Below are 25,787 nucleotides of genomic sequence, written 5' to 3'. Positions count from 1 at the left end.
CAATTGCAAAAACACCACTTCACCCTGTGGGAGCGAGCCTGCTCGCGAAAGCGACGGTACGTTCAATGTATTCGGTGCCTGACACTCCGCCTTCGCGAGCAGGCTCGCTCCCACAGGGGATTTGTGTGTTACCTGAAGCTGTGACAGTCGGCCTGTTTCAAATGATCAAAGATTCTCGTAGCGGTTCATGTCCAGCACGCCCTCTTCCACCGGTTCGGTTTCGTGGATGTACTGACTCAAATCGTGGAAATAGAACCAGAATTGTGGATGACTGCGGCGGATCCCCCAGCGTTCGACGATTTTCTCGAAACGATTGGCATCCTTGGCGTTTTCCATCGCATCGACAAACGCCGGCACCTGATCGGCCGGGACGTTGAAGATGAAGTTCGGATAACTGCTGAGCACGCCCGGATAAATCGTGAGCGTGTCCAGTCCTGGCTGATAGCGCAGCGACTCACCGAGCAGGAACGCCACGTTGCTGTGTGCACGATTGCGCAGCAGGCTGTAGACCTCGCGTTTGCCGCTGGCGGTTTCAATGCGCAGCATCGTCGCTTCCGGCAACTGCTCGATCACCTTCAAACCGGCCGCCGGACGTGAGGTCAGGCGACTCAAGGCCTGTTCGGCATTTTGCAGCCCCGGGTCGATATTCGGCCGCGAGCAGTAAGCACCGTCGCAGCGATTGATCGGGTCCGGCCGCGCATTGAGATCGCCGTAACGCGCCAGCAATTGCATGGCGAAGTCGTATTTCGGGTCTTTTTCGTCGAGTTTCAGCGCGGTCGGCTTATCGTCGTCAATCGCTTCGTAATCGAGCCACATCTTGAACTGGCCGCTGCTCTGATACCAATCGTCGAGGTAATCCTCGCGGGAATCGGCGGGCATCAGGCGCAGGAAGTTCTGCTCGGCGCCATTGCGGATCAGATCGAAATACAGGCGGGTTTGCGCCTGATGGGAGACGTTGCCGAACACGTCGAAGTTGACCGCCAACTGGTAATAGGTGCGTTCCAGCAGCGGATAGTCGAACAGCCACATGGTTTGCGGCACTTCACCGATCAAGCCTTTGGTCACCGAGGCGCTGTCGAAGTGGCGGAAAATGCTCAGCAGAGCGTTGTCGTTGCCGGCCCACAACGTCGACCAGCTCGGCGCGGGCACATCGGCGTAGCTGTCGCGGCGCAGGGCCTCGTACTCATTACGTTTGTTGCGATAGTTGTGCCACAGACTCAACACACTGCCGACATCGTCGTTCTGCCCCGGCATGGCCAGCAACGGTGTGGCCTGACCGCGATAATTCGGGTCGGTGATATAGAGGTCGTGTTCCGGTGCCTGGAACAGTGCCCAGAAGTTGTCGCGGATCACGTCGGTCGCAATCTGCCCCCGGCACACCGGGCCGCGAATAAACGTGCGGACGAAGTATTCGGCGTTGTCGAGCATGAACTGATAACGCGCCTGCGCCGGAATCGCTTCGAACGTCGCGAATGGATTGGCACGGCTCTGCGGGCCGTAACCGGGCAACGCATTGACCTGCCAGTTGCCGCTGTAGAACAGGCTTTTCACCCGCGCCATCTTCGCCGCGCTCAGTGGATAGGTGATGTGGGTTTTATGCACAATCACGCCCTGCACCGGCCACAAGCGGTAATACACCTGAGTGCCCGGATCGTCGTTGGGACGACGGGTGGCGATCAGGTCGATCGGCTGACCGCTTGGTGTACGTGATCGCACCCACTGGAAATAATGCCCTGGCTCGCCGTCCTTGAAGTAGATGTGCGCGAGGTACCAGTGCTCGTACAACCAGCGGCCGACCAGACTTTGCCGCGCGCCAGGCATGTTCAGCAGATTTTCCCACTGGACGATCTGCAGCGCCTCTTTCGCGCTCGGCGCCAGGCCTTGTTCGTCAATCGGCGCACCCGAGGCCAGCCAGCGCTGCAGCGTCTGATATTGCTGATCGGTCAGCCCGGTCACCGCCAGTGGCATGCCCTCTTTCGGATGGGCACCGGCGTAGCCTTCAAACTCGGCGGGCAGCGAGCACATGTTCTCGCGGTTCAGGCCCAGCACAATCTCTTCCGGGAGTTTGGCGTTCGGCGTCAATGGCGTTTTATGCCCCAGCTCGAGCATGCGCGCCATAAGCGCCGCCTGACTGCCCTGCGCGTCGAGCACCGAATAGAAGTCTTTCTGCTGCCAGGCACGTTTGCCGAAGGCGTCGTAGAACAGCCGAGTGGTCGGTGCCGCTTGTGTACGCTCGCCGTCGTAGACCGGCATCTTGCTCGCGCCACGGGCCGCGCCCTCGCCACTGCCCAGGTTCAACTGGCAGGCCGAGTCGTAGCAGGCATGGCAGGCCACGCACTTCTCGGTGAAGATCGGTTGGATATCACGGCTGTATGAGATCGTGGGCTCTTGCGCAACGGCGCCCCAGCTTAAGAACAGCAAAACCATGCTGATGACGCGGTACGACATGCCCTTGATCCCGATCCTGAAAAAAACGCCGCGAGTCTACAGTATGACGCTCGCACCAACATGAACGATATTCATGCAAAAGCCCCACATGCTCTAAAAGCGCACAGGTTTGCTATGATCCCGCTCCTTCGTAATGGTCTTTCCGAGTAGTCCAAATGTCCGATCGCAGCGTCCGCCTTCAAGCTCTCAAGCAAGCTCTCAAAGAGCGCATCCTGATACTCGACGGCGGTATGGGCACGATGATCCAGAGCTACAAGCTCGAAGAGCAGGATTATCGCGGCAAGCGCTTCGCGGACTGGCCGAGTGACGTCAAGGGCAACAACGACTTGTTGGTGATCACCCGTCCCGACGTGATCGGCGGCATCGAGAAAGCCTACCTGGATGCCGGCGCCGACATCCTCGAAACCAACACCTTCAACGCTACGCGCATTTCCATGGCCGACTACGGTATGGAAGAGCTGGCCTACGAGTTAAACGTAGAAGGCGCACGTCTGGCCCGCAAGGTCGCCGACGCCAAGACCGCCGAGAACCCGGCCAAGCCGCGCTTCGTCGCCGGCGTGCTCGGTCCGACCAGCCGCACCTGTTCGCTGTCGCCGGACGTCAACAACCCCGGCTATCGCAACGTCACCTTCGATGAGCTGGTGGAGAACTACACCGAAGCCACCAAAGGCCTGATCGAGGGCGGCGCCGACCTGATCCTGATCGAAACCATTTTCGACACCCTCAACGCCAAAGCGGCGATCTTCGCTGTGCAAGGCGTGTTCGAAGAGCTGCACCTCGAACTGCCGATCATGATTTCCGGGACCATCACCGATGCCTCCGGTCGCACCCTCTCGGGCCAGACCACCGAAGCGTTCTGGAACTCCGTAGCACACGCCAAGCCAATCTCCGTCGGCCTCAACTGCGCGCTCGGCGCCAGTGAACTGCGTCCGTACCTGGAAGAGCTGTCGAACAAAGCCAGCACCCACGTTTCCGCGCACCCGAACGCCGGTCTGCCGAACGAATTCGGCGAGTACGACGAACTGCCGTCGGAAACGGCGAAGGTCATCGAAGAGTTTGCCCAGAGCGGCTTCCTCAACATCGTCGGCGGTTGCTGTGGCACCACGCCAGGGCACATCGAAGCCATCGCCAAAGCCGTCGCCGGTTACGCACCGCGGCAGATTCCGGACATCCCCAAGGCGTGCCGCCTCTCGGGTCTGGAGCCGTTCACCATCGATCGCAACTCGCTGTTCGTTAACGTCGGCGAGCGCACCAACATCACCGGCTCGGCAAAATTCGCCCGGCTGATCCGTGAAGACAACTACACCGAAGCGCTGGAAGTCGCCCTGCAACAGGTCGAGGCCGGCGCGCAGGTGATCGACATCAACATGGACGAAGGGATGCTCGATTCGAAGAAGGCCATGGTGACCTTCCTCAATCTGATCGCCGGTGAACCGGACATCTCCCGCGTGCCGATCATGATCGACTCGTCGAAATGGGAAGTCATCGAAGCCGGCCTCAAGTGCATTCAGGGCAAAGGCATCGTCAACTCGATCAGCATGAAAGAAGGCGTCGAGCAGTTCATCCATCACGCCAAATTGTGCAAGCGCTACGGCGCTGCGGTGGTGGTGATGGCGTTCGATGAAGCCGGCCAGGCCGACACCGAAGCGCGCAAGAAAGAAATCTGCAAACGCTCCTACGACATTCTGGTCAACGAAGTCGGCTTCCCGCCGGAAGACATCATCTTCGACCCGAACATCTTTGCCGTCGCCACCGGCATCGAAGAACACAACAACTACGCGGTCGACTTCATCAACGCCTGTGCCTACATCCGCGACGAACTGCCGTACGCGCTGACCTCGGGCGGCGTGTCCAACGTGTCGTTCTCGTTCCGTGGCAACAATCCGGTGCGTGAAGCAATTCACTCGGTGTTCCTGCTGTACGCGATCCGCGCAGGCCTGACCATGGGCATCGTCAACGCCGGTCAGCTGGAGATCTACGACCAGATCCCGCAGGAACTGCGCGATGCCGTGGAAGACGTGATCCTCAACCGCACCCCGGAAGGCACCGACGCCCTCCTCGCCATCGCCGACAAGTACAAGGGCGACGGCAGCGTCAAGGAAGCCGAGACCGAAGAGTGGCGCAGCTGGGAGGTCAACAAGCGTCTGGAACATGCGCTGGTCAAAGGCATCACCACGCACATCGTTGAAGACACCGAAGAGTCGCGCCAGTCGTTCGCCCGCCCGATCGAAGTGATCGAAGGCCCGCTGATGTCCGGCATGAACATCGTCGGCGACCTGTTCGGCGCCGGCAAAATGTTCCTGCCGCAAGTGGTGAAATCCGCCCGCGTGATGAAGCAGGCTGTGGCCCACCTGATCCCGTTCATCGAACTGGAAAAAGGCGACAAGCCGGAAGCCAAGGGCAAGATCCTCATGGCCACCGTAAAAGGTGACGTGCACGACATCGGCAAGAACATCGTTGGCGTGGTGCTCGGTTGCAATGGCTATGACATCGTCGACCTCGGCGTGATGGTCCCGGCGGAGAAGATCCTGCAGGTGGCCAAAGAGCAGAAGTGCGACATCATCGGTCTCTCTGGTCTGATCACTCCGTCGCTGGATGAAATGGTCCATGTGGCCCGCGAGATGCAGCGTCAGGACTTCCATCTGCCGCTGATGATCGGTGGCGCAACCACCTCCAAAGCGCACACGGCAGTGAAGATCGAGCCGAAGTACAGCAACGATGCCGTGGTCTACGTGACCGACGCCTCCCGTGCGGTAGGTGTAGCAACCCAGTTGCTGTCCAAGGAATTGAAGGCTGGTTTCGTCGAGAAGACGCGTCTGGAATACGTCGATGTGCGCGAACGCACCTCGAATCGCAGTGCCCGTACCGAGCGCCTGAGCTACGCAGCGGCCATCGCCAAGAAGCCACAGTTCGACTGGGCGACTTATGAGCCGGTCAAACCGACGTTCACCGGCAGCAAGGTGCTGGACAACATTGACCTCAAGGTCCTCGCCGAATACATCGACTGGACGCCGTTTTTCATCTCCTGGGATCTGGCCGGCAAGTTCCCGCGCATCCTTGAAGACGAAGTGGTCGGTGAAGCCGCCACCGCGCTGTACAAGGACGCGCAAGAGATGCTCGCCAAACTGATCGACGAGAAGCTGATCAGCGCCCGTGCGGTGTTCGGTTTCTGGCCGGCCAATCAGGTGCATGACGACGATATCGAGCTGTACGGCGATGACGGCCAGCCATTGGCCAAACTGCATCACCTGCGCCAGCAGATCATCAAGACCGACGGCAAACCAAACTTCTCGCTGGCCGACTTCGTGGCGCCGAAGGACAGCGAAGTGACCGACTACGTCGGTGGTTTCATCACCACCGCCGGCATCGGCGCCGAAGAAGTCGCCAAGGCTTATCAGGACGCTGGCGACGACTACAATTCGATCATGGTCAAAGCCTTGGCCGACCGTCTGGCCGAAGCTTGCGCCGAATGGCTGCACCAGCAGGTGCGTAAAGAGCACTGGGGTTATGCCAAGGGTGAAACCCTCGACAACGAAGCGCTGATCAAAGAGCAATACAGCGGCATCCGCCCTGCTCCGGGTTACCCGGCGTGCCCGGATCACACCGAGAAGGCGGCGTTGTTTGCCCTGCTCGATCCGGAAGCTGAAGAGATGCGCGCTGGTCGCAGCGGAGTGTTCCTCACCGAGCACTACGCGATGTTCCCGGCGGCTGCCGTCAGCGGCTGGTACTTCGCCCATCCGCAGGCGCAGTACTTTGCCGTGGGCAAGATCGACAAGGATCAGGTCGCCAGCTACACCTCGCGTAAAGGCCAGGAGTTGAGCGTGACCGAGCGCTGGCTGGCACCGAACCTCGGCTACGACAACTGAAACCCGCCAAGGACCTGGGCGCTCAGCCCCAGGTCCGTTCAGTCACTCATTGGCGTCTTGAGGGCCCCGGTTGCGGTGACGATGGCGCGGGGGGTGCATCGACAACCACCGTCGCCAGCTTTTGCAGTTCCGTTCGGGACAGCTCCTTCAGCCTGTCGGCGCGTGCCAGCGCCAACTCTATCTCCAGCAGGTTCATGGCCTGCAGATAGCGTTCGCGTGACGCGTCATCGCCGTGTTTGTCCGGATGGGCGTCCTCGACCTCTTCCAGGCGTTGTGTGGCGTTGCGTTCCAGTTCGTCGAAAACCTCAGGGTAAATATCTTTCAGGTAACGACTCCAGTAATCCCGCGAGATCAGGTCGTCGAGGAACAGGCTGGATGCCTCATCCGCCAACACCGCAGCCCGGGCGTCGATCAAGCGCTGCCCGCTGATCGGCGTGTCGTACAGCGCGTGTTCCGGCTGGCCCGGCAACTCCAGCCCGTCCGGCCAGCCGCGAGTCATGCCGATCCGGTAGCGCAGGCGGATTTGCGCCCGGTCCTGATGGCGTCCGGCAGCTTCTGCCAGCCTGTCGACCCGCTCCAGTCGAAACAGCCGTCGAGTCAGATCGAGCAAGGCCCGTCCGCGAAGGTCCGGGCGGTCGTGCGGAATATCGCGCAGCGCGGTGTATTCATAAGCGCGCACCTCCAGCTCGCTGAACGTCAGAATTCGGCCATCCGGACACGCACCGTGCGTCTCGGCGTTGTGGAACATCAATTCGCGCAGTTCGCTGTTTTCACTGGCAGCCTCCATGACACGCCACAACCTTTGGGTCAGATCGGCGCGCGCAAGGCGAAAGTCCTGGGCATAACGCAACAGGTAGATCAGCTGAAAAAAACGCTCGTGATTCGGTTCTTCCGCCAACCGCGTCCAAAGGGTTGTTCGCGTGGTGGCCAATGCCGGCGGAGCACCCGCCAGCCAGGGATTCAATGATTCAGGCGATATAGCCAGAGCCGGATCAAAGAGCGGTTCAACGGGCGCCACCACGGCATGTATATCAATGCCGACAGCTCTCTCGGCAGAACCGTTGCTGTCACTGCCCGCCTCTGAAAAACCGCTTTCGTCGATGCCAAAGACTTGCGCGTCGATCATGCCGTCAATGTCCTCGCGCGCAATGCCCAATAGCTCCGGAGCGTGGTTGACGCGGCTGTGGAACCTGAGTCGCTGCAACGCGTGAAGTGACAGTTCCGTGTTCTCCGACAAGTCTGTGCCCGCGATCAGTTGCGCGTGACTACCGTCGAAGATTTCATCGGGAATGTCGGTGATGTCGTTGCCACTGAGGTTCAACGTCCGCAGGTTTGGCGCTTCGAGTACAGCGCCGGGCCAATCAATCAGCTCGTTGAAGCGCAGATCAAGCGTTTCGACAGCAGCTAATCCAGGCGGGTTGAATACCTGAAGATCGTTATAACTGAGGTCGAGCCAGCGCAACCGGGTACTAGCGAGCAACGGATAGACGCTGGTGGCGCTGGACAGCTCGCAATACTGCATTTCCAGGCGCTCCAGCTGACTCATGTGCAGTAACGGCAGGGGAACACCCATCAGCTGATTGCCACTGAGCCTCAACGTCCTGAGATTGGCAAAGGCTTGCAGAAAACCGGATGCGCCGGCGGTGGTCATACCCACACCGCTCAGATCCAGCACGGTGACGCTCACAAGCGGCACCATCAGGCTTGGCAAATCGCCGGTCTGCAAGCCCTCAAGGCTGAGCGTCAGCCCTTCTGCACCGGGGCCATGTCCGAGTCCCGCAAGCCAGGCATCGCGGATACGTACCGCAGCGCGGGAACGGCTTTGCGCAGACACTCGGCGCTCGCCCGTGGACACACCCCGCGTAAACAGCCAGCCGTTCAACTGCCGGATCAGTCCTTCGCAAGCCTGATGCCATTGAGCGATTTGCGCGGGTTCGGGAAGCGCCATTAACAGGCTCCTCAACGACCAGCCCGACTGGCTCGGCAAAGTGTTGTCAGGGACGGGCTCCTCGGCAAAACGCGCGAGTGAGCCTTCGGGTAACACGACGTCGTGTTCGATGCGCTGTAACGCGGCGTTCAGGGCAGCCTCACCGGCAGGACTGAACGCATTGCCGCGCAGATTGACTTTCATCAGCGCGTGCGGATCGGCCAAGACTTGTGGCGAGAGCGCGGCGATCGCGTTGTCACGCAAGTCGAGCCAGTACAACTGCTCAAGACGCTCGGCACCGGCAGGCCAGGCTTGCAAGCGCGTCGCTCTGAGGTTCAGCGCCTGAAGCTGGCTGAAGGCACTTGCATCCAGTTGGCCCAGCGGGTTGGCTTGCAGGTTCAGGCTTCTGAGTCGCTGCAGACCATTGAATTGCGCCTGCACCGCCGGGGTGACCACGATGCTGTTGGCCGATACGTCGAGTTGCATCAACGCTGGCAGATCAGCAGCGGCAAACGGTAACTCAGTGAAATTGTTCCCCGTCATGACCAGCGTTTCGGTCGCACTGAACCCCCGGATAAAGGCCCGCGCCTGCCCGACGGGAACATCCAGCTGCCCCAGACGCAGTGTGCGGATGTGGGCAAAGCTACCGGCGGGCAAGGGAGGCAATTCGATGATTTGCTCCATGCCTGCCTGCTCAACCAGCCCCACTCTCGATACCGGCAATTCAAACGTGGCAATGTCGCCGGGCACGCCATAACGTTGGCGGATGGCGGCATTCCAGCTTTGCTTGAGGGCGCGTAAAGTCGCCGCGTTGCGCCCCGTTGCCCATTGCCAGCGGAGCCCTGTAAAGCGCATCGCCTGCGGATGGGTCGGCATATGAAATCGGGCAAAGATTGCGTCGTGCTCAGCCCTGAGTCGGGCAATCGCCGTCATTCGCGCCTCGGGCGTTGTCCATGCGGCATCGAAGCTTGCCGGTAAGGGATCGTGCGGATCGGGCAAGGTCGCCATGAAGTCCAGCTCCGCCCGGCAATACTGGCTGACCATCTGATTCAGATCGACCAGATGGCCGAGCTCACCGGAGTAGTTGCGGACATATTCGTAAGCACGCATGAACTGCGCCGGAGCCAGCGCCGCCCAGTCCAGCGACAAACCGGCCCAGAGCCGCTCTTGTCCGCTATACAGGGATTCGGGCAGCGCGCGGATTGCGCTGTGCGTCAGATCCAGACGTTGCAGTTGCGCAAGCCCCTCGACGTACGCCGGCCATTGCCATAACGCATAGGGCGCGTCGATGCGCAAGGTACGCAAGTGCCGCAAAGGGCTCAGATCCAGCGCATGCAGGCTTCTGGCATCGAAGCCGGCATAGTCGAGGTGCAGCGTTTCCAGCGACGTAAGCGTGCCCAGCGTTGCCGGAAAATCCGCCGCCAGTACCGGCGCATGGGTGGAAAAGCGCAGGCTGACAAGCCGGGGCAACCGGGCGACCGCCGACGGCACTGACGTGAGCGGACGGGTTCTGGACGACAGGTATTCGAGACCGCGTTCAAGGTTGCCTATCGACAGATGAGTCACCTCGGGAAACTGCGCCAGAAAGGCATTCGCATTAGCGTCCGTCAAGCCGCTGCCAGCCACCGACAGCTCGCGTATGTGAACAAAAGAAGTGTTCAGCTCTGGCAACGGCGCATCACACACCAGCGACAAGCGTGCCGCGTCCGCAACCTGCGCGGCGAGTGGTGCGTTGCGCCAGGCGTCCCGGACGGCCTGGGCAAACCGCAATCTGCCCTGCGCGGCCTCGCTGCCGGACGGACCGGCCTGCCACTGGTCAAGCGCAGCGTTGAGCCCTTCCCACTCACGTCGGCGCGTCTGCAGCACCGAGTAGATTTGCTGGTCAGTCCGGCCACGTTGCTGCTGGAGAAATGCCTCTGCCTGTTGCGGCCCCGGATAGAGGTCCATCACCCGCACCCAAAGCGAGGGACGCAGGCCGGAGCCTCGCCCACTCGCGTAATAGCCCTTCAGCGTGGCGCCAACTCGGCTCGGCGCTTTGAACCGCTTGGCCTGTGGCGCCAGCAATTGCGCAACGCCCTCACGGTGCTTGAGCGCAGACTCGATAACCTTGCGCTGCAACTGATGACTTCGGCTGCCATCGCTCAAGCCCATCGCGGCAGCATCGTCATCGGGCAGCACGCGCATGATCGCGCGGTAAAAGCTGTCAGCCGGTCTGGGCGTGCTGTTCAGCGGCTGCCCTCGGTCGTCGAAGGCCTGATAAAACGGCCCGTCCTTGATCAGATAGGTTCGGTTGGCCGCGGAGTTTTCACCGAGGCTGTCGAGCAGCGCGCCAGTCGGACTGCCCTCGCGAATCTCCAAGCGTAACGACTGCGGCCAGCCCGGCAACTGTGACATCGCGTGCAAAGCGAGGCGGCGGCTATCCGCCGACGCAAGGTTTTCGCTGTGCAAACCGGCAAATGCGCGAGTCTGGCGACCGCGACCGGCATGCCAGCGCGCCTCTTCAAGCAGGTTCAGCGGTGCCCGTTTGATGGTGTCCAGACGCACCAGCTCCGCCGGCGTGGCGTGATCGAGCACATCCTGCGCGGCAGCCTCGCTCAGACCGGGCGTTTCCCGTCGCAAGATACGCAGGCGAGCACTGTCCGCTTCACCGCTCCGGTACAGGCTGTCAACAATCGAAGTCTGGCGTGCATAAACATGCTCCAGCAATTGCCGGCCGAACGCCTCGGGCCTCGCTACGCGAAATTGCGCGGTGGCCCTGCCAAGCAAATAGTTGATCTCGTTCTCTTCCAGTGCCGCAAGAATCCGCTCAGGCATTTCCCCATTCAGCACCTGCGCGCGCGTGAGCTGGATCGCTGGTTTGGTGCTGACGCCGGGCACTGTTTTTTCGCTGCCATAGCCAATCGCCGGCCCCGACAGCTCGGGGCCGGCGAAGACCTCCAATACCCGATCGTACGGCCAGCGCGGCATGTGCGTGACCTGCGGTAAAGCAAGCAAATAACGATCATCAATCGGTGTCGCACCGCGTAATTGCTCGATCATTTGCGCGACCTGCGCATCGGCTTTGAACAAGCGCAGGGCGTCGCGCAATTCGGGCGGCGCGCACGCGTGATCCAGGTGCATCTTGCGTAAGCTGTTTTCGCTGACGCCGCTGACGTCGGCCAGCGTCAGTAACGTTTCATCGGACAGCCCATCGGTGACATGCCCCATGCGCCGCAACAGCGTCAGGCGATTCCAGCTCATCGGTTGTTCCAGCGTATGGCGCCAGGCACCTTGGCCATTGTGTTGCAGCACTGGTTGGTAAGCGTTGGGCGCACCGGGATGTTTGATCCGCCACTGCGCGGTGGCCGGATCGACAATCAGCTCGTAGACCTTTTCGCCCTGACGCAGATACGTTTTGCCGTTGAGTTGATAGCGACCCAGCTGATCCGGGCCGGTCGCGGCGCTTAAGCTGATGTCTTGCTCATAGCCGCTCAGATCTGCTTTCCACAGGCGTGTTTCCCCGTTGGGCAAGGTCACCGGGTGCAAGTCCTCGATCACCGGTTCCGGCTTGACCGCCGTGAGCTTGCTGAGCCCAGCCCCGGCAGCGCTCATTACGCCGATGAGGGCGAGGTTTTCCGCGACATCGATCAAATGCGCCTTGGCAGCGTGCTTGTCGCCCTCACTCCATTCGAGCGCGCCCTCGAAGGTTTCGTACAGCAGTTGCCCCGCCATGATCGCCAGCATGACCTCGCCGAGAACCGGCACGAACATGGACACCAGGTTGAGCGCCAGCAGCCCGACTTGCAGCAGGGCCGCAAGCTTTGCATCGCGCACCTTGGCGTCGATGTCACTCGACGGCACCGCATGACTAAGGGCGTCGGCCAGTACTTTGTCGCGATGCCGCTCATACAGCCTGGCCCAGAGGTCGCTGTTTTCAGCCCATGGATCGTGTTCGTCTCGCGCAATGATCGAAACGCCAATATAGGGATCAGGATCCGGCTGCATTTCCGGGTGTTCGGGTGGCAATTCCCGGAAATCGACAAAAGCCGACAGCAAGCCGAAGGCCGCTGGAATTCTGCGCCAGGACGACGAAATGACACTCGGCGGTGAATCGCCAGACTCGCGCACGAACTGACTGAAATAGTAAGGGCGCTGGTCGTAAGGCAGGAACTGGCTGAAGAACCGCTGGTAAGGCGTCGGCTCGGCACTCTGCGCGGTTTGTGCATCCCGGGCAGTCAACCGGTGCTTGAACGTCTCCTCCATTTGCGTCCCGGTGTAGCGCTTCAGCGGATGCTCAGGATCATTGGGCACGTAGACAATGACCGCTTCAGGGGCCCGACGCCTCTGGCCGATAGCAAAAGCGACGCAGCCGGTCAGTCTGTGCCGCATCAGGCCCAGATCATGAAACCAGACCTGTCTGCCGCGCACTTCAGGATGTTTTTCACCGGCGATGACCGAGAGGATCATCGCGTGATCTTCCGGCCGAATATCCTTGGTCAGCAACGCTTGCTCGGCCGCCGCCCGCATGGCGGCTTTCTGGCTGGCAATGAACTGCGTGCGTAATGTCTTTGCCAGGTCTGGGTCCGCAGTGTGGAAAAACGCCTTGAGATACGCCTGGTACTTCGCGCCAAGGTCCAGATGACGGCACAAACGCAGAAACTCCATAACGCTCAGGTTGACCGTTACCGGGGCAAAAGTACCGGCCGTGGTGGTTTCTTCCTCAAAACCCGAACTGTCGTGAAAGGCACCGGGCAGGCATTCGCGGATTTCGAAATTGTGCAGTGCAGCCTGAAGCATCGTCAGGTTCAAGACTTCGAATGAGCCGATTTCCACACTGAAAATACTCACGGCCAAAGAACGCCTGAGGCTGAGGAAAGTCTTGTCGACATCGACAGTGATCTTGTAGTGCTCGTGCAGCGCTTGCGTCAGTAGCGGCCGGGCAAACGCGTCGATGTCCTTGAGCGGGGACATTGTTTTGTCCAGTGCAGACTGGGCCATGACACTGTCCCTGAAACTGCTGTCCAGCGCCTGGCGTTGCTGCGACGACGCTTGTCTGTACCAGGCCGGTATCACTGGCCTGGCCTGTTTGATCTCATTCTTCCTTTGCGCAGCAGCGTCGACCAGCCATTGCGCAACCGCGCCTTCGAGATACTCAGCGTGGAGACTGCCCGTGACCACAGGTTTGGCCGGTTTGTCGTTGACCTGCTGGGGGCTGGAATCGGGGGACATACATCGCTCCTGTAAATGGAGCGTCAGCAGACCATCCCGGGCGAACGCCTCTGCGGTACATAGTTATCGCGCCATGACGCAGTTGTAACGATATGTCTGGGCGGCCACCTCAGGCGCCTGCGCGTATTTTGACTATGCTTGTGAGGCACGATTTTCAAAGAGGGATTTATGGACGATCCAGTCGACAACAAGCCACCGACCTTCTGGCAGATGCTGCACAGCGTGATGGCTGCGGCATTCGGTGTTCAGAGCGGCAAGAACCGGGCAAGGGACTTCACCCATGGCAAGCCCAGCCATTTCGTCATCCTGGGCATTCTCTTCACCGCGGTGTTTGCGCTGGCATTGTTTGCCATCGTCAAACTGGTGCTGCATTTCGCCGGGGTCTGATGCGGTCAGCGCATCAGCGTCTGCAAGTTGAACGGGTAGCGGTAGGAATCCGGCTGCCCCTTGGCTGAGAGCTTGCGGAAATTCACGCCGTAGTCCGGCGACTTGCCCATGGCCAGCATTTGTCGGGCATGCTGTTTGTCGATCAATTGCAGCAAGGGAATCTGTCGGTCGCGGCCACCGTAACGATCCAGTTCGACGCCTTGCGCAACGTCATGCACCTCGACCAACGCCCAGCCACCCAGGGTGAAATGCCCGCCAACCAATGCGCTCAGGCGTCCGTCGACCAATGCCTGCAAGGCTGCCGGTGAGGTGTTGACCGCGCTGAACAATGCATCTTTGCCGGGGACTTTGCCCGTCTCGGCATACGCACGCATCGCGCCGAAGGCCATTTCATCATTGGCCGACCACACCAGGGACACCTTCGGGTAACGGGCGAACAGCTGTTTGGCCTGCTCATAGGCGCGTTCTTGCGTCCAGCCGCTGTAAACCAGCTGTCGCAAGCGAGTCTGTGGATGTTCGGCCAACGCCCGCTGCATGCCGCGCTCGCGCAGTTGCGCCGAAGGGGTGACCTTCAGCCCGGAAAACGCCAACACTTCAATCGGCTCAGTGCCTGCCGCAGCCGGATGCAGGCGGATCAACTCCTTCATCATCAAGTAGCCGCCCTCCTCGTCATTCGGCACCAGACTGCCTATGCGATCGTCACGCTCGCCGACCAGCGCCTGTTGGTCAGGTGTCAGCACGGCGTTGACCATGAAGAGCTTCACGCCGCTGTTCTCGGCCAGGCGCAGGATTTGCGGGGCGACGTATTGTTCGTTGACGAAAATCAGGTAGTCGGGACGATTCGGCCCCTGCAACGCCAGGCGTGCCTGCGCCAAGGTCAATTCGGGCTGGCGCTGGGAATAGAGGATGTGCAGATCGATACCCAGATCCCGGGCGGCCGCCTGCATGAATTGCGAGTAACTGACCCAGAAGGCTTCCTGCGTCGAGCCCGGATTCAGAAACAGCACAGACTCGGCCCGCGCGCCGCTCTGGAACAGCGCACCGAACAACAGAAGACTGATGTGGAAGAGCTTGAACATGAAACATCCGGGCCCAAGGAAAAATGGCCGCGCATTATAGCCATCGATCCACCGGCTATTGATGCCTGATCCCGTTTTTGTCCGACAACTCGTCGGGTGCGGGCCCGGATGGGTCGTTTACTGATGGCTGACCCAGAATACCGCTGTTCCTACTACGAGAATGATCAGGAACAAAATGGCCCACGCATCGACACTGCTGTCGCTTTTTCTTGCCTTGGTCGGGTTGCTCATTGCATCGCCTCTTGTCGGTTTTATCGGTGATTGCAGAAAGACTCGACCACAGTTAAGACGATGATTGTCCGCACGACAAATGTGGGTTAGTTGACAGCCATTCTCGTTAGGCGATTTGGTTCTTTCCATATACTCAAACATCACTTTTGCGCATAACTGCAAACAGGTATATTGCCCCGGCTCCCTTAGGGAGCGCGCGGCCGTGCGCGCAGAATTGCAGAGGCACCATCGGACTTCAGCAAGCGAAAACGCAGCGTTTTCCGAGTAGCCCAAAGCCTGAGAACAGGACTTATATGTACGTATACGACGAGTACGATCAGCGGATCATCGAGGACCGCGTCAAGCAGTTCCGTGATCAGACCCGACGCTATCTGGCAGGTGAGCTGAGCGAAGAAGAATTCCGCCCCCTGCGCCTGCAAAATGGCCTCTACATCCAGCGCTTCGCGCCGATGTTGCGTGTGGCGGTGCCTTACGGCCAGCTGACTTCGCGTCAGACGCGCATGATGGCCAAGATTGCCCGCGACTACGACAAGGGCTACGCCCACATCAGTACGCGGCAGAACGTGCAGTTCAACTGGCCGGCGGTGGAAGACATCCCGGACATTCTGGCTGAACTGGCCACCGTGCAGATGCACGCGATCCAGACCAGCGGCAACTGCCTGCGCAACGTCACCACCGACCAGTTCGCCGGCGTCGCCGCCGACGAAGTGATCGACCCGCGCCCATGGTGCGAAATCGTCCGCCAGTGGACTACATTCCACCCGGAATTCGCCTACCTGCCGCGTAAATTCAAGATCGCCGTCAACGGTTCGACCGCTGACCGTGCCGCCATTGAAGTCCACGACATTGGCCTTGAGCCGGTGCACAACGCCGCTGGCGAACTGGGTTTCCGCGTGCTGGTGGGCGGTGGCCTCGGTCGTACGCCGGTGGTTGGCGCGTTCATCAACGAGTTCCTGCCGTGGCAGGACCTGCTGAGCTACCTCGACGCCATCCTGCGCGTGTACAACCGCTACGGCCGTCGCGACAACAAATACAAGGCGCGGATCAAGATCCTCGTCAAAGCCCTCACGCCTGAAGTGTTTGCGCAGAAAGTCGATGCGGAAATGGAACACCTGCGCGGTGGCCAGACCACACTGACCGACGCTGAACTGCAGCGCGTGGCCAAGCACTTCGTCGACCCGGACTACAAAGCGCTGGAAAACCAGACCGCGCAACTCGCCGATCTCGACAAAGAGCATCCGGGTTTCGCTCGCTGGCGCACCCGCAACACCCTGGCGCACAAAAAGCCGGGTTATGTCGCCGTGACCCTGTCGCTGAAGCCGACCGGCGTTGCCCCGGGCGACATCACTGACAAGCAGCTCGATGCCGTCGCCGATCTGGCCGACCGCTACAGCTTCGGTCAGCTGCGCACCTCGCACGAGCAGAACATCATTCTTGCCGACGTCGAGCAAAGCCAACTGTTCACCCTCTGGGGCGAACTGCGTGAAGGCGGTTTCGCCACGCCGAACATCGGCCTGCTGACCGACATCATCTGCTGCCCTGGCGGTGATTTCTGCTCGCTGGCCAACGCCAAGTCGATCCCGATTGCCGAATCGATCCAGCGCCGCTTCGATGATCTCGACTACCTGTTCGACATCGGTGAGCTGGACCTGAACATCTCCGGTTGCATGAACGCCTGCGGTCACCACCACGTCGGCCACATCGGCATCCTCGGCGTCGACAAGAAAGGCGAAGAGTTCTATCAGGTCTCCCTCGGCGGCAGTGCCAGCCGTGATGCGAGCCTGGGCAAGATCCTCGGCCCGTCCTTCGCTCAGGAAGCCATGCCTGACGTGATCTCGAAGCTGATCGACGTGTACGTTGAACAACGTACCGAAGACGAGCGCTTCATCGACACCTACCAGCGTATTGGCATCGACCTCTTCAAGGAACGCGTCTATGCAGCGAATCATTAAGAACAACGAGGTCGTCGACGAAACCTGGCACTTGCTGCCCAAGGATTTCAACATCGACGAGATCAGCAACTGCGACGATCTGATCGTGCCGCTGCAACTGTGGCGCGAACACAGCCGCATGCTCAAGGCTCGCGACGGCGGTCTGGGTGTGTGGCTGGACGCCGACGAAGAAGCCGAAGAAATCGGTGAAGACGTCGCCGAGTTTCAGGTGATTGCCTTGAACTTCCCGGCGTTCACCGACGGCCGCAACTACTCCAACGCCCGTCTGCTGCGTGACCGTTACGGTTTCAAAGGTGAACTGCGGGCGATTGGCGACGTGCTGCGTGATCAGCTGTTCTACATGCACCGCTGTGGCTTCGACGCCTTCGCCGTGCGCGCCGATAAAGACCCGTACGAAGCCCTTGAAGGTCTCAAGGACTTCTCGGTGACCTATCAGGCCGCCACCGACGAGCCGCTGCCGCTGTTCCGTCGCCGCTAAGTCTTCAGGTTTAGCGCGAACAAAAAAACGCCGGTCATGTGACCGGCGTTTTTTTATGCCTGTTCGATTTACCAGAAGCGCTGCTGGGTCAAGCGGCTCCACCAGCTCAGCAGCACGCGGTCGACTGAACCGCTGGCGGCCATGCCAATGCGCTCTTGCAAGCTTTTGCGCTCGGCATAGTGCAGGTGATAGACCTCGGCCTTCTTTGCCCGATCTGCCAAGTATTCATCACTGGTCTTGAGTTCATCGACCAGTTGTTTATCCAGCGCCGCGACGCCGAGCCAGACTTCACCAGTGGCCACATCGTCAATCGCCAGTTGCGGGCGATAGCGGGCGACGAAGTTCTTGAACAGCTGATGAGTGATGTCCAGGTCTTCCTGGAACTTCTCCCGGCCCTTCTCGGTGTTTTCGCCAAACACGGTCAGGGTACGTTTGTACTCGCCGGCGGTGAGGACTTCAAAGTCGATATCGTGCTTCTTCAGCAAGCGATTGACGTTAGGCAATTGCGCCACAACACCGATCGAACCGAGGATCGCGAACGGCGCGCTGATGATCTTCTCGCCGATGCACGCCATCATGTAGCCGCCGCTGGCTGCGACCTTGTCGATGCACACGGTCAACGGCACGCCGGCTTCGCGAATACGCGCCAGTTGCGACGACGCCAGGCCGTAGCTGTGGACCATGCCGCCGCCGCTTTCCAGGCGCAGGACGACTTCGTCTTTCGACGTGGCGAGGGTCAGCAGTGCGGTGATTTCATGGCGCAGGCTCTCGGTGGCCGAGGCTTTGATGTCGCCGTCGAAATCCAGCACGAACACACGAGGTTTGGCCTCGGGCTTGTTCTTCTGCTTCTTCTCGCTTTTCTCGGACTTGGCTTCGCCCTTGCGCAAGGCCTTGAGCTGATCCTTGTCGAGCAAGGTCTGCTCCAGCCGCTCGCGCAGGCCCTTGTAGAAATCATTGAGCTTGCTGACCTGCAACTGACCGGCAGATTTGCGCCGGCCTTTGCTGCGCAATGCAGCAAAACTGGCGAGCACTACCAGAATGGCTATCACCAACGTGACGGTCTTGGCCAGGAAGCTGGCGTATTCGGTGAAAAACTCCACAGAGACTCCTTAGAACAGTGCGTGGATGTGAAACACACGCGGGATGGCTCCAGCATACCCATGCGCCGGCTCATCGGCCAGCCGTGAAACCTCTGGCAACACCCCTGTAACGGGCATTTCAAACAAGCGTATGTTTTTTCATTGACAGCTACCCGTCATCCTCATAACCTCGCCAAACCTTCAACGTACCGGGATGACGCGGACGTGGGCAGTATCTATTTGATTCGACATGGCCAGGCCTCCTTTGGTGCAGACGACTATGACGTCCTGTCGCCGACCGGTGTGCGTCAGGCAGAAATCCTCGGTCAGCACCTCGCTGAACTGGGGATCAGCTTCGATCGCTGCCTCGCCGGAGACCTGCGTCGTCAGCAGCACACGGCCACCAGCGCGCTGGAACAGTTCACCGCCAAAGGTCTGTCGGTGCCGATCCTGGAAACCGATTCTGCCTTCAACGAATTCGATGCCGACGCGGTGATTCGCGCCCTTCTCCCGGACATGCTGGCGGACGAGCCGGAAGCCCTCGACATCTTGCGCAACGCCGCACAGAACCGTGGCGAATTCCAACGTATTTTCGCCCTGATCATCGAACGCTGGCTGGCCGGCACTTACGACACGCCCGGGCTGGAAAGCTGGCTGGGTTTCGTCGAACGCGTCCAGGCCGGGCTGCAGCGGATTCTCGATCTGGCCGATAAAAACCAGAAAATCGCCGTGTTCACCTCCGGCGGCACCATCACTGCCCTGCTCCACCTCATTACGCAAATGCCTGCGAAACAGGCCTTTGAATTGAACTGGCAAATCGTCAACACCTCGCTCAACCAGCTGAAGTTCCGCGGTCGCGAGGTGGCTTTGGCCTCCTTCAACAGTCATGCGCATCTGCAGCTGTTGAAGGCTCCGGAACTCATCACTTTCCGCTGAGTCCGGTTAACTGTGAACCTTGCTGTAATTAACCTCATAAGGATCGAACCATGACCTCCGTAGCCGATGCCGTAAAAGCAATGCAAGCCAAGTTCAACCCAGCCGCTGCTGCCGGTCTGGATCTGGTCTTCGGTTTCAACATCACTGACGAAGACAAGCAGTACTCGCTGATCGTCAAAGACGGCACCTGCGACATCCAGGAAGGCGAAAACCCGGACGCCAACTGCACGCTGGTGCTGGACAGCGAAACCCTGAAAGGTATCGTCAGCGGCGAAACCGACGGCATGCAGGCGTTCATGGGCGGCAAGCTGCGCGTTGAAGGCGACATGATGCTGTCGATGAAACTGTCCGAGCTGTTCCCGTCGTAATAGCGACGTTCAGTGACACAAGAATCCCGCCCCCTGTGGCGGGATTTTTGCGTTTCGGCCCTGTAGGAGCTGCGGCACGCTGCGATCTTTTGACCCTGTTTTTTTAGAACGCAAAGTCAAAAGATCGCAGCCTCGTTTCACTCGACAGCTCCTACAGGGTTACCCGCTGAACGAAGCGGCCAGCAACTCTCGGGTATACGGATGCTGCGCTGCATGAAACAGCGTATTTGTCTCGCCACGCTCCACCACTTCACCGTCCTTCATCACGATCAAGTCATGCGCCAGTGCTCGCACCACCGCCAGATCGTGACTGATGAACAGGTACGTCAGGCCATGTTCTGCCTGCAAACGCCGCAGCAAAGCCACGATCTGCTTTTGCACCGTGCGATCCAGTGCCGACGTCGGCTCATCCAGCAGGATCAAGTCGGGCTTGAGCACCAGCGCCCGGGCAATCGCGATGCGTTGCCGCTGACCACCGGAAAACTCGTGGGGATAGCGATGCCGTGTGGCAGGGTCGAGACCGACTTCACGCAACACATCGATCACCGCCCGTTCGCGCTCAGCGGCATCCAAATCGCTGTGCACCTGTAGTCCTTCGGCGATGATCTGCTCCACACACAGGCGCGGACTGAGGCTGCCAAACGGATCCTGAAACACCACTTGCAGGCGTTTGCGTAGCGGCCGGAGTTGTTTGCCGCTCAAGTGCTCCAGCGCCTCGCCTTGAAAGCGAATACTGCCTTGCGCATCGAGCAAACGCAGAATCGCCTGGCCCAGCGTCGACTTGCCGGAACCGGATTCGCCGACAATCCCCAAGGTCTTGCCGCGCTGAAGCTTCAAGTCAATGCCGTTGACCGCGTGCAAGTACGACTTCGCGCGCAACCAACCGCCGCCCAAACGGAAGCGCACATTGAGATCACGCACCTCCAGCAAATCCTCCGCAGGCTCCCGGCACAACGCTTCGCCACCCGGTTCGGCGTTGAGCAACTCGATGCTGTAAGGATGTTGCGGTGCGTTGAACAACTGTTCACACGACGCTTGTTCGACGATCAGACCGCCACGCATGACCGCCACTCGCTGAGCGATGTTTCGCACCAGATTCAGATCATGACTGATGATCAACAGCGCCATGCCCAGGCGCTCCTGCAGTTCTTTGAGCAACAGCAGAATCTTGCGTTGCACGGTCACGTCCAGCGCGGTGGTCGGCTCGTCGGCGATCAGCAACTGCGGCTCGCAGGCCAGCGCCATGGCAATCATCACCCGTTGTCGCTGACCGCCCGACAGTTGATGCGGATAGGCCTTGAGCCGTTCGCGCGGGCGCTGAATACCCACCAGTTCAAGCAACTGCACAATTCGCTGACGCGCCGCCGCCCCGGCCAGCCCCTTGTGCAGCGCCAGGCTCTCGCCCAACTGCCGCTCAATCGTGTGCAAAGGGTTCAGCGAACTCATCGGCTCCTGAAAAATCATCGCGATGCGGTTGCCACGCAATTGCCGCAAGTAGCGTTCATGCACGCCCAGCAGCTCCTCGCCGGCATAACGGATGCTGCCGTCGATCCGGGTGATGGCCGGGTCAAGCAATTGCAGAATGCTGTGCGCCGTTACCGATTTGCCCGAGCCGGATTCGCCGACCAGCGCCAGACATTCGCCGGGGCGGATATCAAGGTCGATGCCGTGCACCACAGACTGGCCATTGAAGGCGACGCGCAGGTCGCGTATTTCGATCAGATGTTCTGGCATATCAAGTCCTCGGATCAAACGCATCGCGGCAGGCTTCGCCGATAAATACCAGTAGCGAAAGAATCAGTGCCAAGGCAAAGAACGCGGTCAAACCCAGCCATGGCGCTTGCAGATTGCTCTTGCCCTGACCGATCAACTCGCCCAGCGAAGCACTGCCGGCCGGCATGCCGAAACCGAGAAAATCCAGCGCCGACAAAGTCGCAATCGCCCCGGTGAGAATGAACGGCAGATAGGTCAGCGTGGCGCTCATGGCATTGGGCAGAATGTGTCGAACGATTACCTGCGCATCGCCGACACCCAGAGCCCGCGCCGCTTTCACATATTCCAGGCCACGGCTGCGCAGGAACTCGGCCCGCACCACATCGACCAGACTCAGCCAGGAAAACAGCGCCATGATCCCCAGCAACCACCAGAAATTCGGCTCGACAAACCCGGACAGAATGATCAGCAGGTACAACAACGGCAGCCCCGACCAGACCTCCAGCAAGCGCTGACCGATCAGGTCGACCCAACCGCCGTAGTAACCCTGCAACGCGCCGGCAGCGATGCCAATCACTGCACTCGCCGCCGTCAGCGCCAAGGCAAACAGCAGCGATACACGTGTGCCGAAAATCACCCGCGCCAGCACGTCGCGCGCCTGATCATCGGTGCCCAGCCAGTTGTCGCCACTGGGCGGACTCGGCGCCGGCTCCGTGAGGTCGTAATTGACCGTGTCGAACGCGAACGGAATCGGCGCAAACCACAGCCGCCCGCCCTGCCCCTCGATCAATTGCCGCACCTGCGCGCTGCGATAGTCCGGCTGAAACGGCAGCTCGCCGCCGAAGTCCTGCTCGGTGTAGCGCTTGAACGCCGGGAAATACCAATCGCCCTGATACGTCACCAGCAGCGGTTTGTCATTGGCCACCAGCTCACCGCCGAGGCTCAGGCCGAACAGCGCAAGAAACAGCCACAACGACCACCAGCCGCGCCGATGCGCCTTGAACCGAGCCCAGCGGCGCTGGCCGATTGGAGACAATGTCAGCATCAGGCAGCCCTCGCGGTGAAGTCGATGCGCGGGTCGACCAGCGTGTAGCAAAGGTCGCCGAGCAGTTTTATCAGCAGGCCAAACAGGGTGAAGATAAACAGCGAGCCGAACACTACCGGATAGTCGCGCGCCACTGCCGCTTCGTAACTGAGGCGCCCGAGGCCATCGAGGGAAAAGATCACTTCAATCAGCAGCGAGCCGCCGAAGAACACCGTCACCAATGCTTGCGGCAAACCGGCAACGACCAGCAGCATCGCATTGCGAAACACATGGCCGTACAACACCTGCCTTTGATTCAGCCCTTTGGCGCGCGCGGTCACCACGTACAGCCTCGAGATCTCGTTGAGAAAGCTGTTCTTGGTGAGGATCGTCAAGGTCGCAAAGCCGCCAATGACCAAGGCAGTCACCGGCAACACCAAGTGCCAGAAATAGTCGGCCACCTTGGCCCACGGCGACAGTTCGGCGAAGTTGTCCGAAACCAGTCCGCGCACCGGAAACCAGTCCAGCGCCGTGCCGCCGGCAAACACCACGATCAGCAGCAGTGCGAAGAGAAATCCGGGCAACGCATAACCGATGATGATCGCCACGCTGCTCCAGACATCGAACGCCGAGCCGTTGTGCACGGCTTTGCGAATGCCCAGCGGAATCGACACCAGATAGGTGATCAGTGTCGCCCACAGGCCCAGCGACAAGGTCACCGGCAGCTTCTGCCAGATCAGCTCAGTGACGCTGGCACCGCGAAAGAAACTCTGACCGAAATCCAGTTGCGCATAGCTTGTGAGCATCAGCCACAAGCGCTCGCTGGGCGGTTTATCGAAGCCGTACTGACGCTCGATATCAGCCACCAGTTTCGGGTCCAGCCCTCGGGTCGCGCGGGATTCGCCGCCAACCGTTTCGACATGGCTGGAGCCCACTGCCGCGCCGACACCGATGCCTTGCAAGCGCGCGATGGCCTGTTCTACCGGGCCTCCGGGCGCGGCTTGCACGATGACGAAATTGACCAGCAGGATCGCGAGCAAGGTCGGCACGATCAGCAGCAGACGCCGCAGGCTATAACCCCACATGGCTGTACTCCTTGGGCATCTGGGTGGCGGTCAGCGCGGTCGGGCTGATTTCCCACCAGGTGTCGAGACCGGCGTCGTACAGCGGGGCAATCGCCGGTCGGCCGAAGCGGTTCCACCACACCGTGGAAATCCCCGGCGGGTAATAGTTGGGCACCCAGTAATAGCCCCACTGCAACACCCGATCCAACGCATGAGCATGGCGCAGCAGACTCTCGCGATTGTCGGCCTGCACCAGCCCTTCGAGCAGTGCATCGACGGCTGGATCGCGCAGCACCATGTAATTGTTCGAGCCGGGATCAGCGGCGCCATCGGAGCCGAAGTAATTGAACATCTCGCGCCCCGGCGCCTGACTTACCGGGTAACCGGCGACGATCATGTCGTAATCGCGATTGCGCACGCGGTTGGTGTATTGCGCGGTGTCGACCTGGCGGATATCGAAGCCGATACCGATCTGCGCCAGGTTGCGTTTGAACGGTAACAACAGCCGTTCGAAACCTTTCTGGCCATTGAGAAACGTGAAGTGCAGCGGCTCGCCATTGGCGTTCACCAACTGATCGCCCTGAGGTTTCCAGCCAGCGGCCTCCAGCAGTTTCAGCGCCTGCAATTGTTCCGCGCGGATATTGCCACTGCCGTCGGTTTTCGGTGCTTCAAACACCGTGGTGAACACTTCATCGGGAATCTTTCCGCGCAACGGCTCAAGAATCTTCAGCTCTTCGGCATCCGGCAACGCGGTGGCCGCCAGTGCGCTGTGGGAGAAGAAGCTGCGCTGACGCAGGTACATGCTGCGCATCATTTGCCGGTTGCTCCATTCGAAATCCCAGAGCATGGCGATGGCCTGACGCACCCGGCGATCCTGAAACAGCGGTTTTTGCAGGTTGAACACAAAGCCCTGCGCGCCTTGCGCAGCACCGGGTGCGAGGTGTTCACGAAGCAATTTGCCTTGCTCGAGTGCAGCGCCCGCGTAGCCGATGGTGAAACTGGTGGCGGAAAACTCGCGGTTGTAATCGAAACCGCCAGCCTTGAGCACCTGCCGCGACACGTCGGTGTCGGCGAAGAACTCCACGCTCAGTTGATCGAAGTTGTACAGGCCACGAGTGATCGCCAGATCTTTGGCCCACCAGTCCTGCACCCGTTGAAATTTCACGCTGCGCCCGGCATCCACCGCGCTGATGCGGTACGGGCCGCTGCCCGGCGGAATCTCGAAACCGCCGCCCTCGGCGAAATCGCGGGTGCGCCACCAGTGTTCGGGCAGCACTGGCAGTGTCGCCAGGTCCAGCGGCAAGGTGCGGCTGTCGTTGTTCTTGAAGAGGAAGCGCACTTGCGTCGGCGACTCCACGACAACCTCGGCGACATCGCGAAACTGCTGACGGTATTTGAGGCTGCCCTGAGTGGTGAACAGCTCGAAGGTGTAACGCACGTCTTCGGCGGTGATCGGCGTGCCGTCGTCGAAACGTGCCTTGGGGTTGAGGTAAAAACGCAACCAGCGGCGATCCGGATCGAGCTCCATCTGCTGCGCCACCAGACCGTAGACGCTGTAGGGTTCGTCCTTGCTGCGATAGGCCAGTGGCGCGTAGAGCCAGCCATCGATATCGGCCACGCCGGTGCCTTTGTCGGTGTAAGGAATCAGGTGATCGAACGGGCCGCTTTCCAGCGAAGAACGGCGCAGGCTGCCGCCCTTCGGTGCGTCGGGATTGGCGTAGGCCAGGTGCTGGAAGTCGGGAGCATATTTGGCGGGTTCGCCGTAGACCGTTAACGCCGGTTGCGGGGCGGCCCAACTGAACGGAGTCAAAAGCGCACATGCGCTGAATAAAATGAGCCTGGAGAACATGGGCAGATCCTTTTACACGGTGCTGCTCCTGGCCTCTTCGCGAGCAGGCTCACTCCTACAGGGTCTGCGGTGAACACAAATCCACTGTAGGAGTGAGTCTGCTCGCGATAACGCCGGAACAGTCAACACACCTTCTGCCTACCTGTGATGTGCAACAGGCCGGCGATTTTTATAGAGC

14 protein-coding genes are annotated in these 25,787 nt (G+C 60.2%); 6 read left to right on the top strand and 8 right to left on the bottom strand.

The features are described 5' to 3' along the window. Positions 1 to 165 precede the first annotated feature (165 nt). On the bottom strand, positions 166 to 2,448 hold the full coding sequence (locus tag CCX46_RS13160) for a fatty acid cis/trans isomerase (RefSeq protein ID WP_127927083.1): 2,283 nt from the start codon (positions 2,446 to 2,448) through the stop codon (positions 166 to 168). Between the two features lie 155 nt (positions 2,449 to 2,603). Between CCX46_RS13160 and metH the strand changes: the two genes are divergently transcribed. Beyond that, the gene (gene metH, locus CCX46_RS13155; RefSeq protein WP_127927081.1) at positions 2,604 to 6,314 is read left to right on the top strand and encodes a methionine synthase; all 3,711 of its coding nucleotides are present in this window, start codon (positions 2,604 to 2,606) and stop codon (positions 6,312 to 6,314) included. 46 nt (positions 6,315 to 6,360) lie between these two features. Here metH and CCX46_RS13150 read toward each other — a convergent pair whose 3' ends face one another. Beyond that, positions 6,361 to 13,449: a dermonecrotic toxin domain-containing protein gene (locus CCX46_RS13150; RefSeq protein WP_127927079.1), complete on the bottom strand. Its 7,089-nt coding sequence runs from the start codon at positions 13,447 to 13,449 to the stop codon at positions 6,361 to 6,363. Positions 13,450 to 13,617: 168 nt separating this feature from the next. Between CCX46_RS13150 and CCX46_RS13145 the strand changes: the two genes are divergently transcribed. Further along, positions 13,618 to 13,836, top strand: coding sequence for a DUF2970 domain-containing protein (locus CCX46_RS13145; RefSeq protein ID WP_127927077.1), 219 nt, complete (start codon positions 13,618 to 13,620; stop codon positions 13,834 to 13,836). 5 nt (positions 13,837 to 13,841) lie between these two features. Here CCX46_RS13145 and CCX46_RS13140 read toward each other — a convergent pair whose 3' ends face one another. Next, positions 13,842 to 14,915 (bottom strand): ABC transporter substrate-binding protein, encoded by a 1,074-nt coding sequence (locus tag CCX46_RS13140; RefSeq protein ID WP_127927075.1) that lies wholly within the window; start codon positions 14,913 to 14,915, stop codon positions 13,842 to 13,844. Between the two features lie 524 nt (positions 14,916 to 15,439). Between CCX46_RS13140 and CCX46_RS13135 the strand changes: the two genes are divergently transcribed. Together CCX46_RS13135 and CCX46_RS13130 are read left to right on the top strand one after the other, a co-directional pair. Then, a complete protein-coding gene (locus tag CCX46_RS13135) occupies positions 15,440 to 17,098 on the top strand; it encodes a nitrite/sulfite reductase (protein ID WP_105708966.1) in 1,659 nt (552 codons plus the stop codon). Further along, complete coding sequence (locus CCX46_RS13130) at positions 17,082 to 17,576, top strand: DUF934 domain-containing protein (RefSeq protein WP_007912572.1); 495 nt, start codon at positions 17,082 to 17,084, stop codon at positions 17,574 to 17,576. The genes CCX46_RS13135 and CCX46_RS13130 overlap by 17 nt, the downstream gene beginning before the upstream one ends. A gap of 68 nt (positions 17,577 to 17,644) precedes the next feature. On the opposite strand, the gene sohB is transcribed toward CCX46_RS13130, so the two are convergent. Then, positions 17,645 to 18,676, bottom strand: a complete 1,032-nt coding sequence (sohB, locus tag CCX46_RS13125; protein WP_127927073.1) for a protease SohB — start codon at positions 18,674 to 18,676, stop codon at positions 17,645 to 17,647. 204 nt (positions 18,677 to 18,880) lie between these two features. Between sohB and CCX46_RS13120 the strand changes: the two genes are divergently transcribed. Further along, positions 18,881 to 19,591 (top strand): histidine phosphatase family protein, encoded by a 711-nt coding sequence (locus CCX46_RS13120; protein ID WP_127927071.1) that lies wholly within the window; start codon positions 18,881 to 18,883, stop codon positions 19,589 to 19,591. A 50-nt stretch (positions 19,592 to 19,641) separates the two neighbouring features. Next, complete coding sequence (locus CCX46_RS13115; protein WP_007912567.1) at positions 19,642 to 19,959, top strand: SCP2 sterol-binding domain-containing protein; 318 nt, start codon at positions 19,642 to 19,644, stop codon at positions 19,957 to 19,959. 159 nt (positions 19,960 to 20,118) lie between these two features. Here the strand turns inward: CCX46_RS13115 and CCX46_RS13110 are convergent, their stop codons facing one another. The 4 genes from CCX46_RS13110 to CCX46_RS13095 are packed head-to-tail and all read right to left on the bottom strand — an operon-like array spanning position 20,119 to position 25,609. Further along, positions 20,119 to 21,693 carry an ABC transporter ATP-binding protein gene (locus CCX46_RS13110; RefSeq protein ID WP_127927069.1) on the bottom strand — a complete coding sequence of 525 codons (1,575 nt, stop codon included), beginning with the start codon at positions 21,691 to 21,693 and terminating at the stop codon, positions 20,119 to 20,121. A 1-nt stretch (position 21,694) separates the two neighbouring features. Beyond that, positions 21,695 to 22,717 (bottom strand): ABC transporter permease, encoded by a 1,023-nt coding sequence (locus CCX46_RS13105; protein ID WP_127927067.1) that lies wholly within the window; start codon positions 22,715 to 22,717, stop codon positions 21,695 to 21,697. Beyond that, the gene (locus tag CCX46_RS13100; RefSeq protein WP_127927065.1) at positions 22,717 to 23,781 is read right to left on the bottom strand and encodes a microcin C ABC transporter permease YejB; all 1,065 of its coding nucleotides are present in this window, start codon (positions 23,779 to 23,781) and stop codon (positions 22,717 to 22,719) included. The genes CCX46_RS13105 and CCX46_RS13100 overlap by 1 nt, the downstream gene beginning before the upstream one ends. Continuing rightward, the gene (locus CCX46_RS13095; protein ID WP_127927063.1) at positions 23,768 to 25,609 is read right to left on the bottom strand and encodes an extracellular solute-binding protein; all 1,842 of its coding nucleotides are present in this window, start codon (positions 25,607 to 25,609) and stop codon (positions 23,768 to 23,770) included. The genes CCX46_RS13100 and CCX46_RS13095 overlap by 14 nt, the downstream gene beginning before the upstream one ends. Positions 25,610 to 25,787 lie beyond the last annotated feature (178 nt).

This window comes from Pseudomonas sp. RU47, assembly GCF_004011755.1.
In the GTDB taxonomy this organism is placed as follows: Bacteria; Pseudomonadota; Gammaproteobacteria; order Pseudomonadales; family Pseudomonadaceae; genus Aquipseudomonas.
This window is presented reverse-complemented; position numbering and strand designations above follow the sequence as displayed.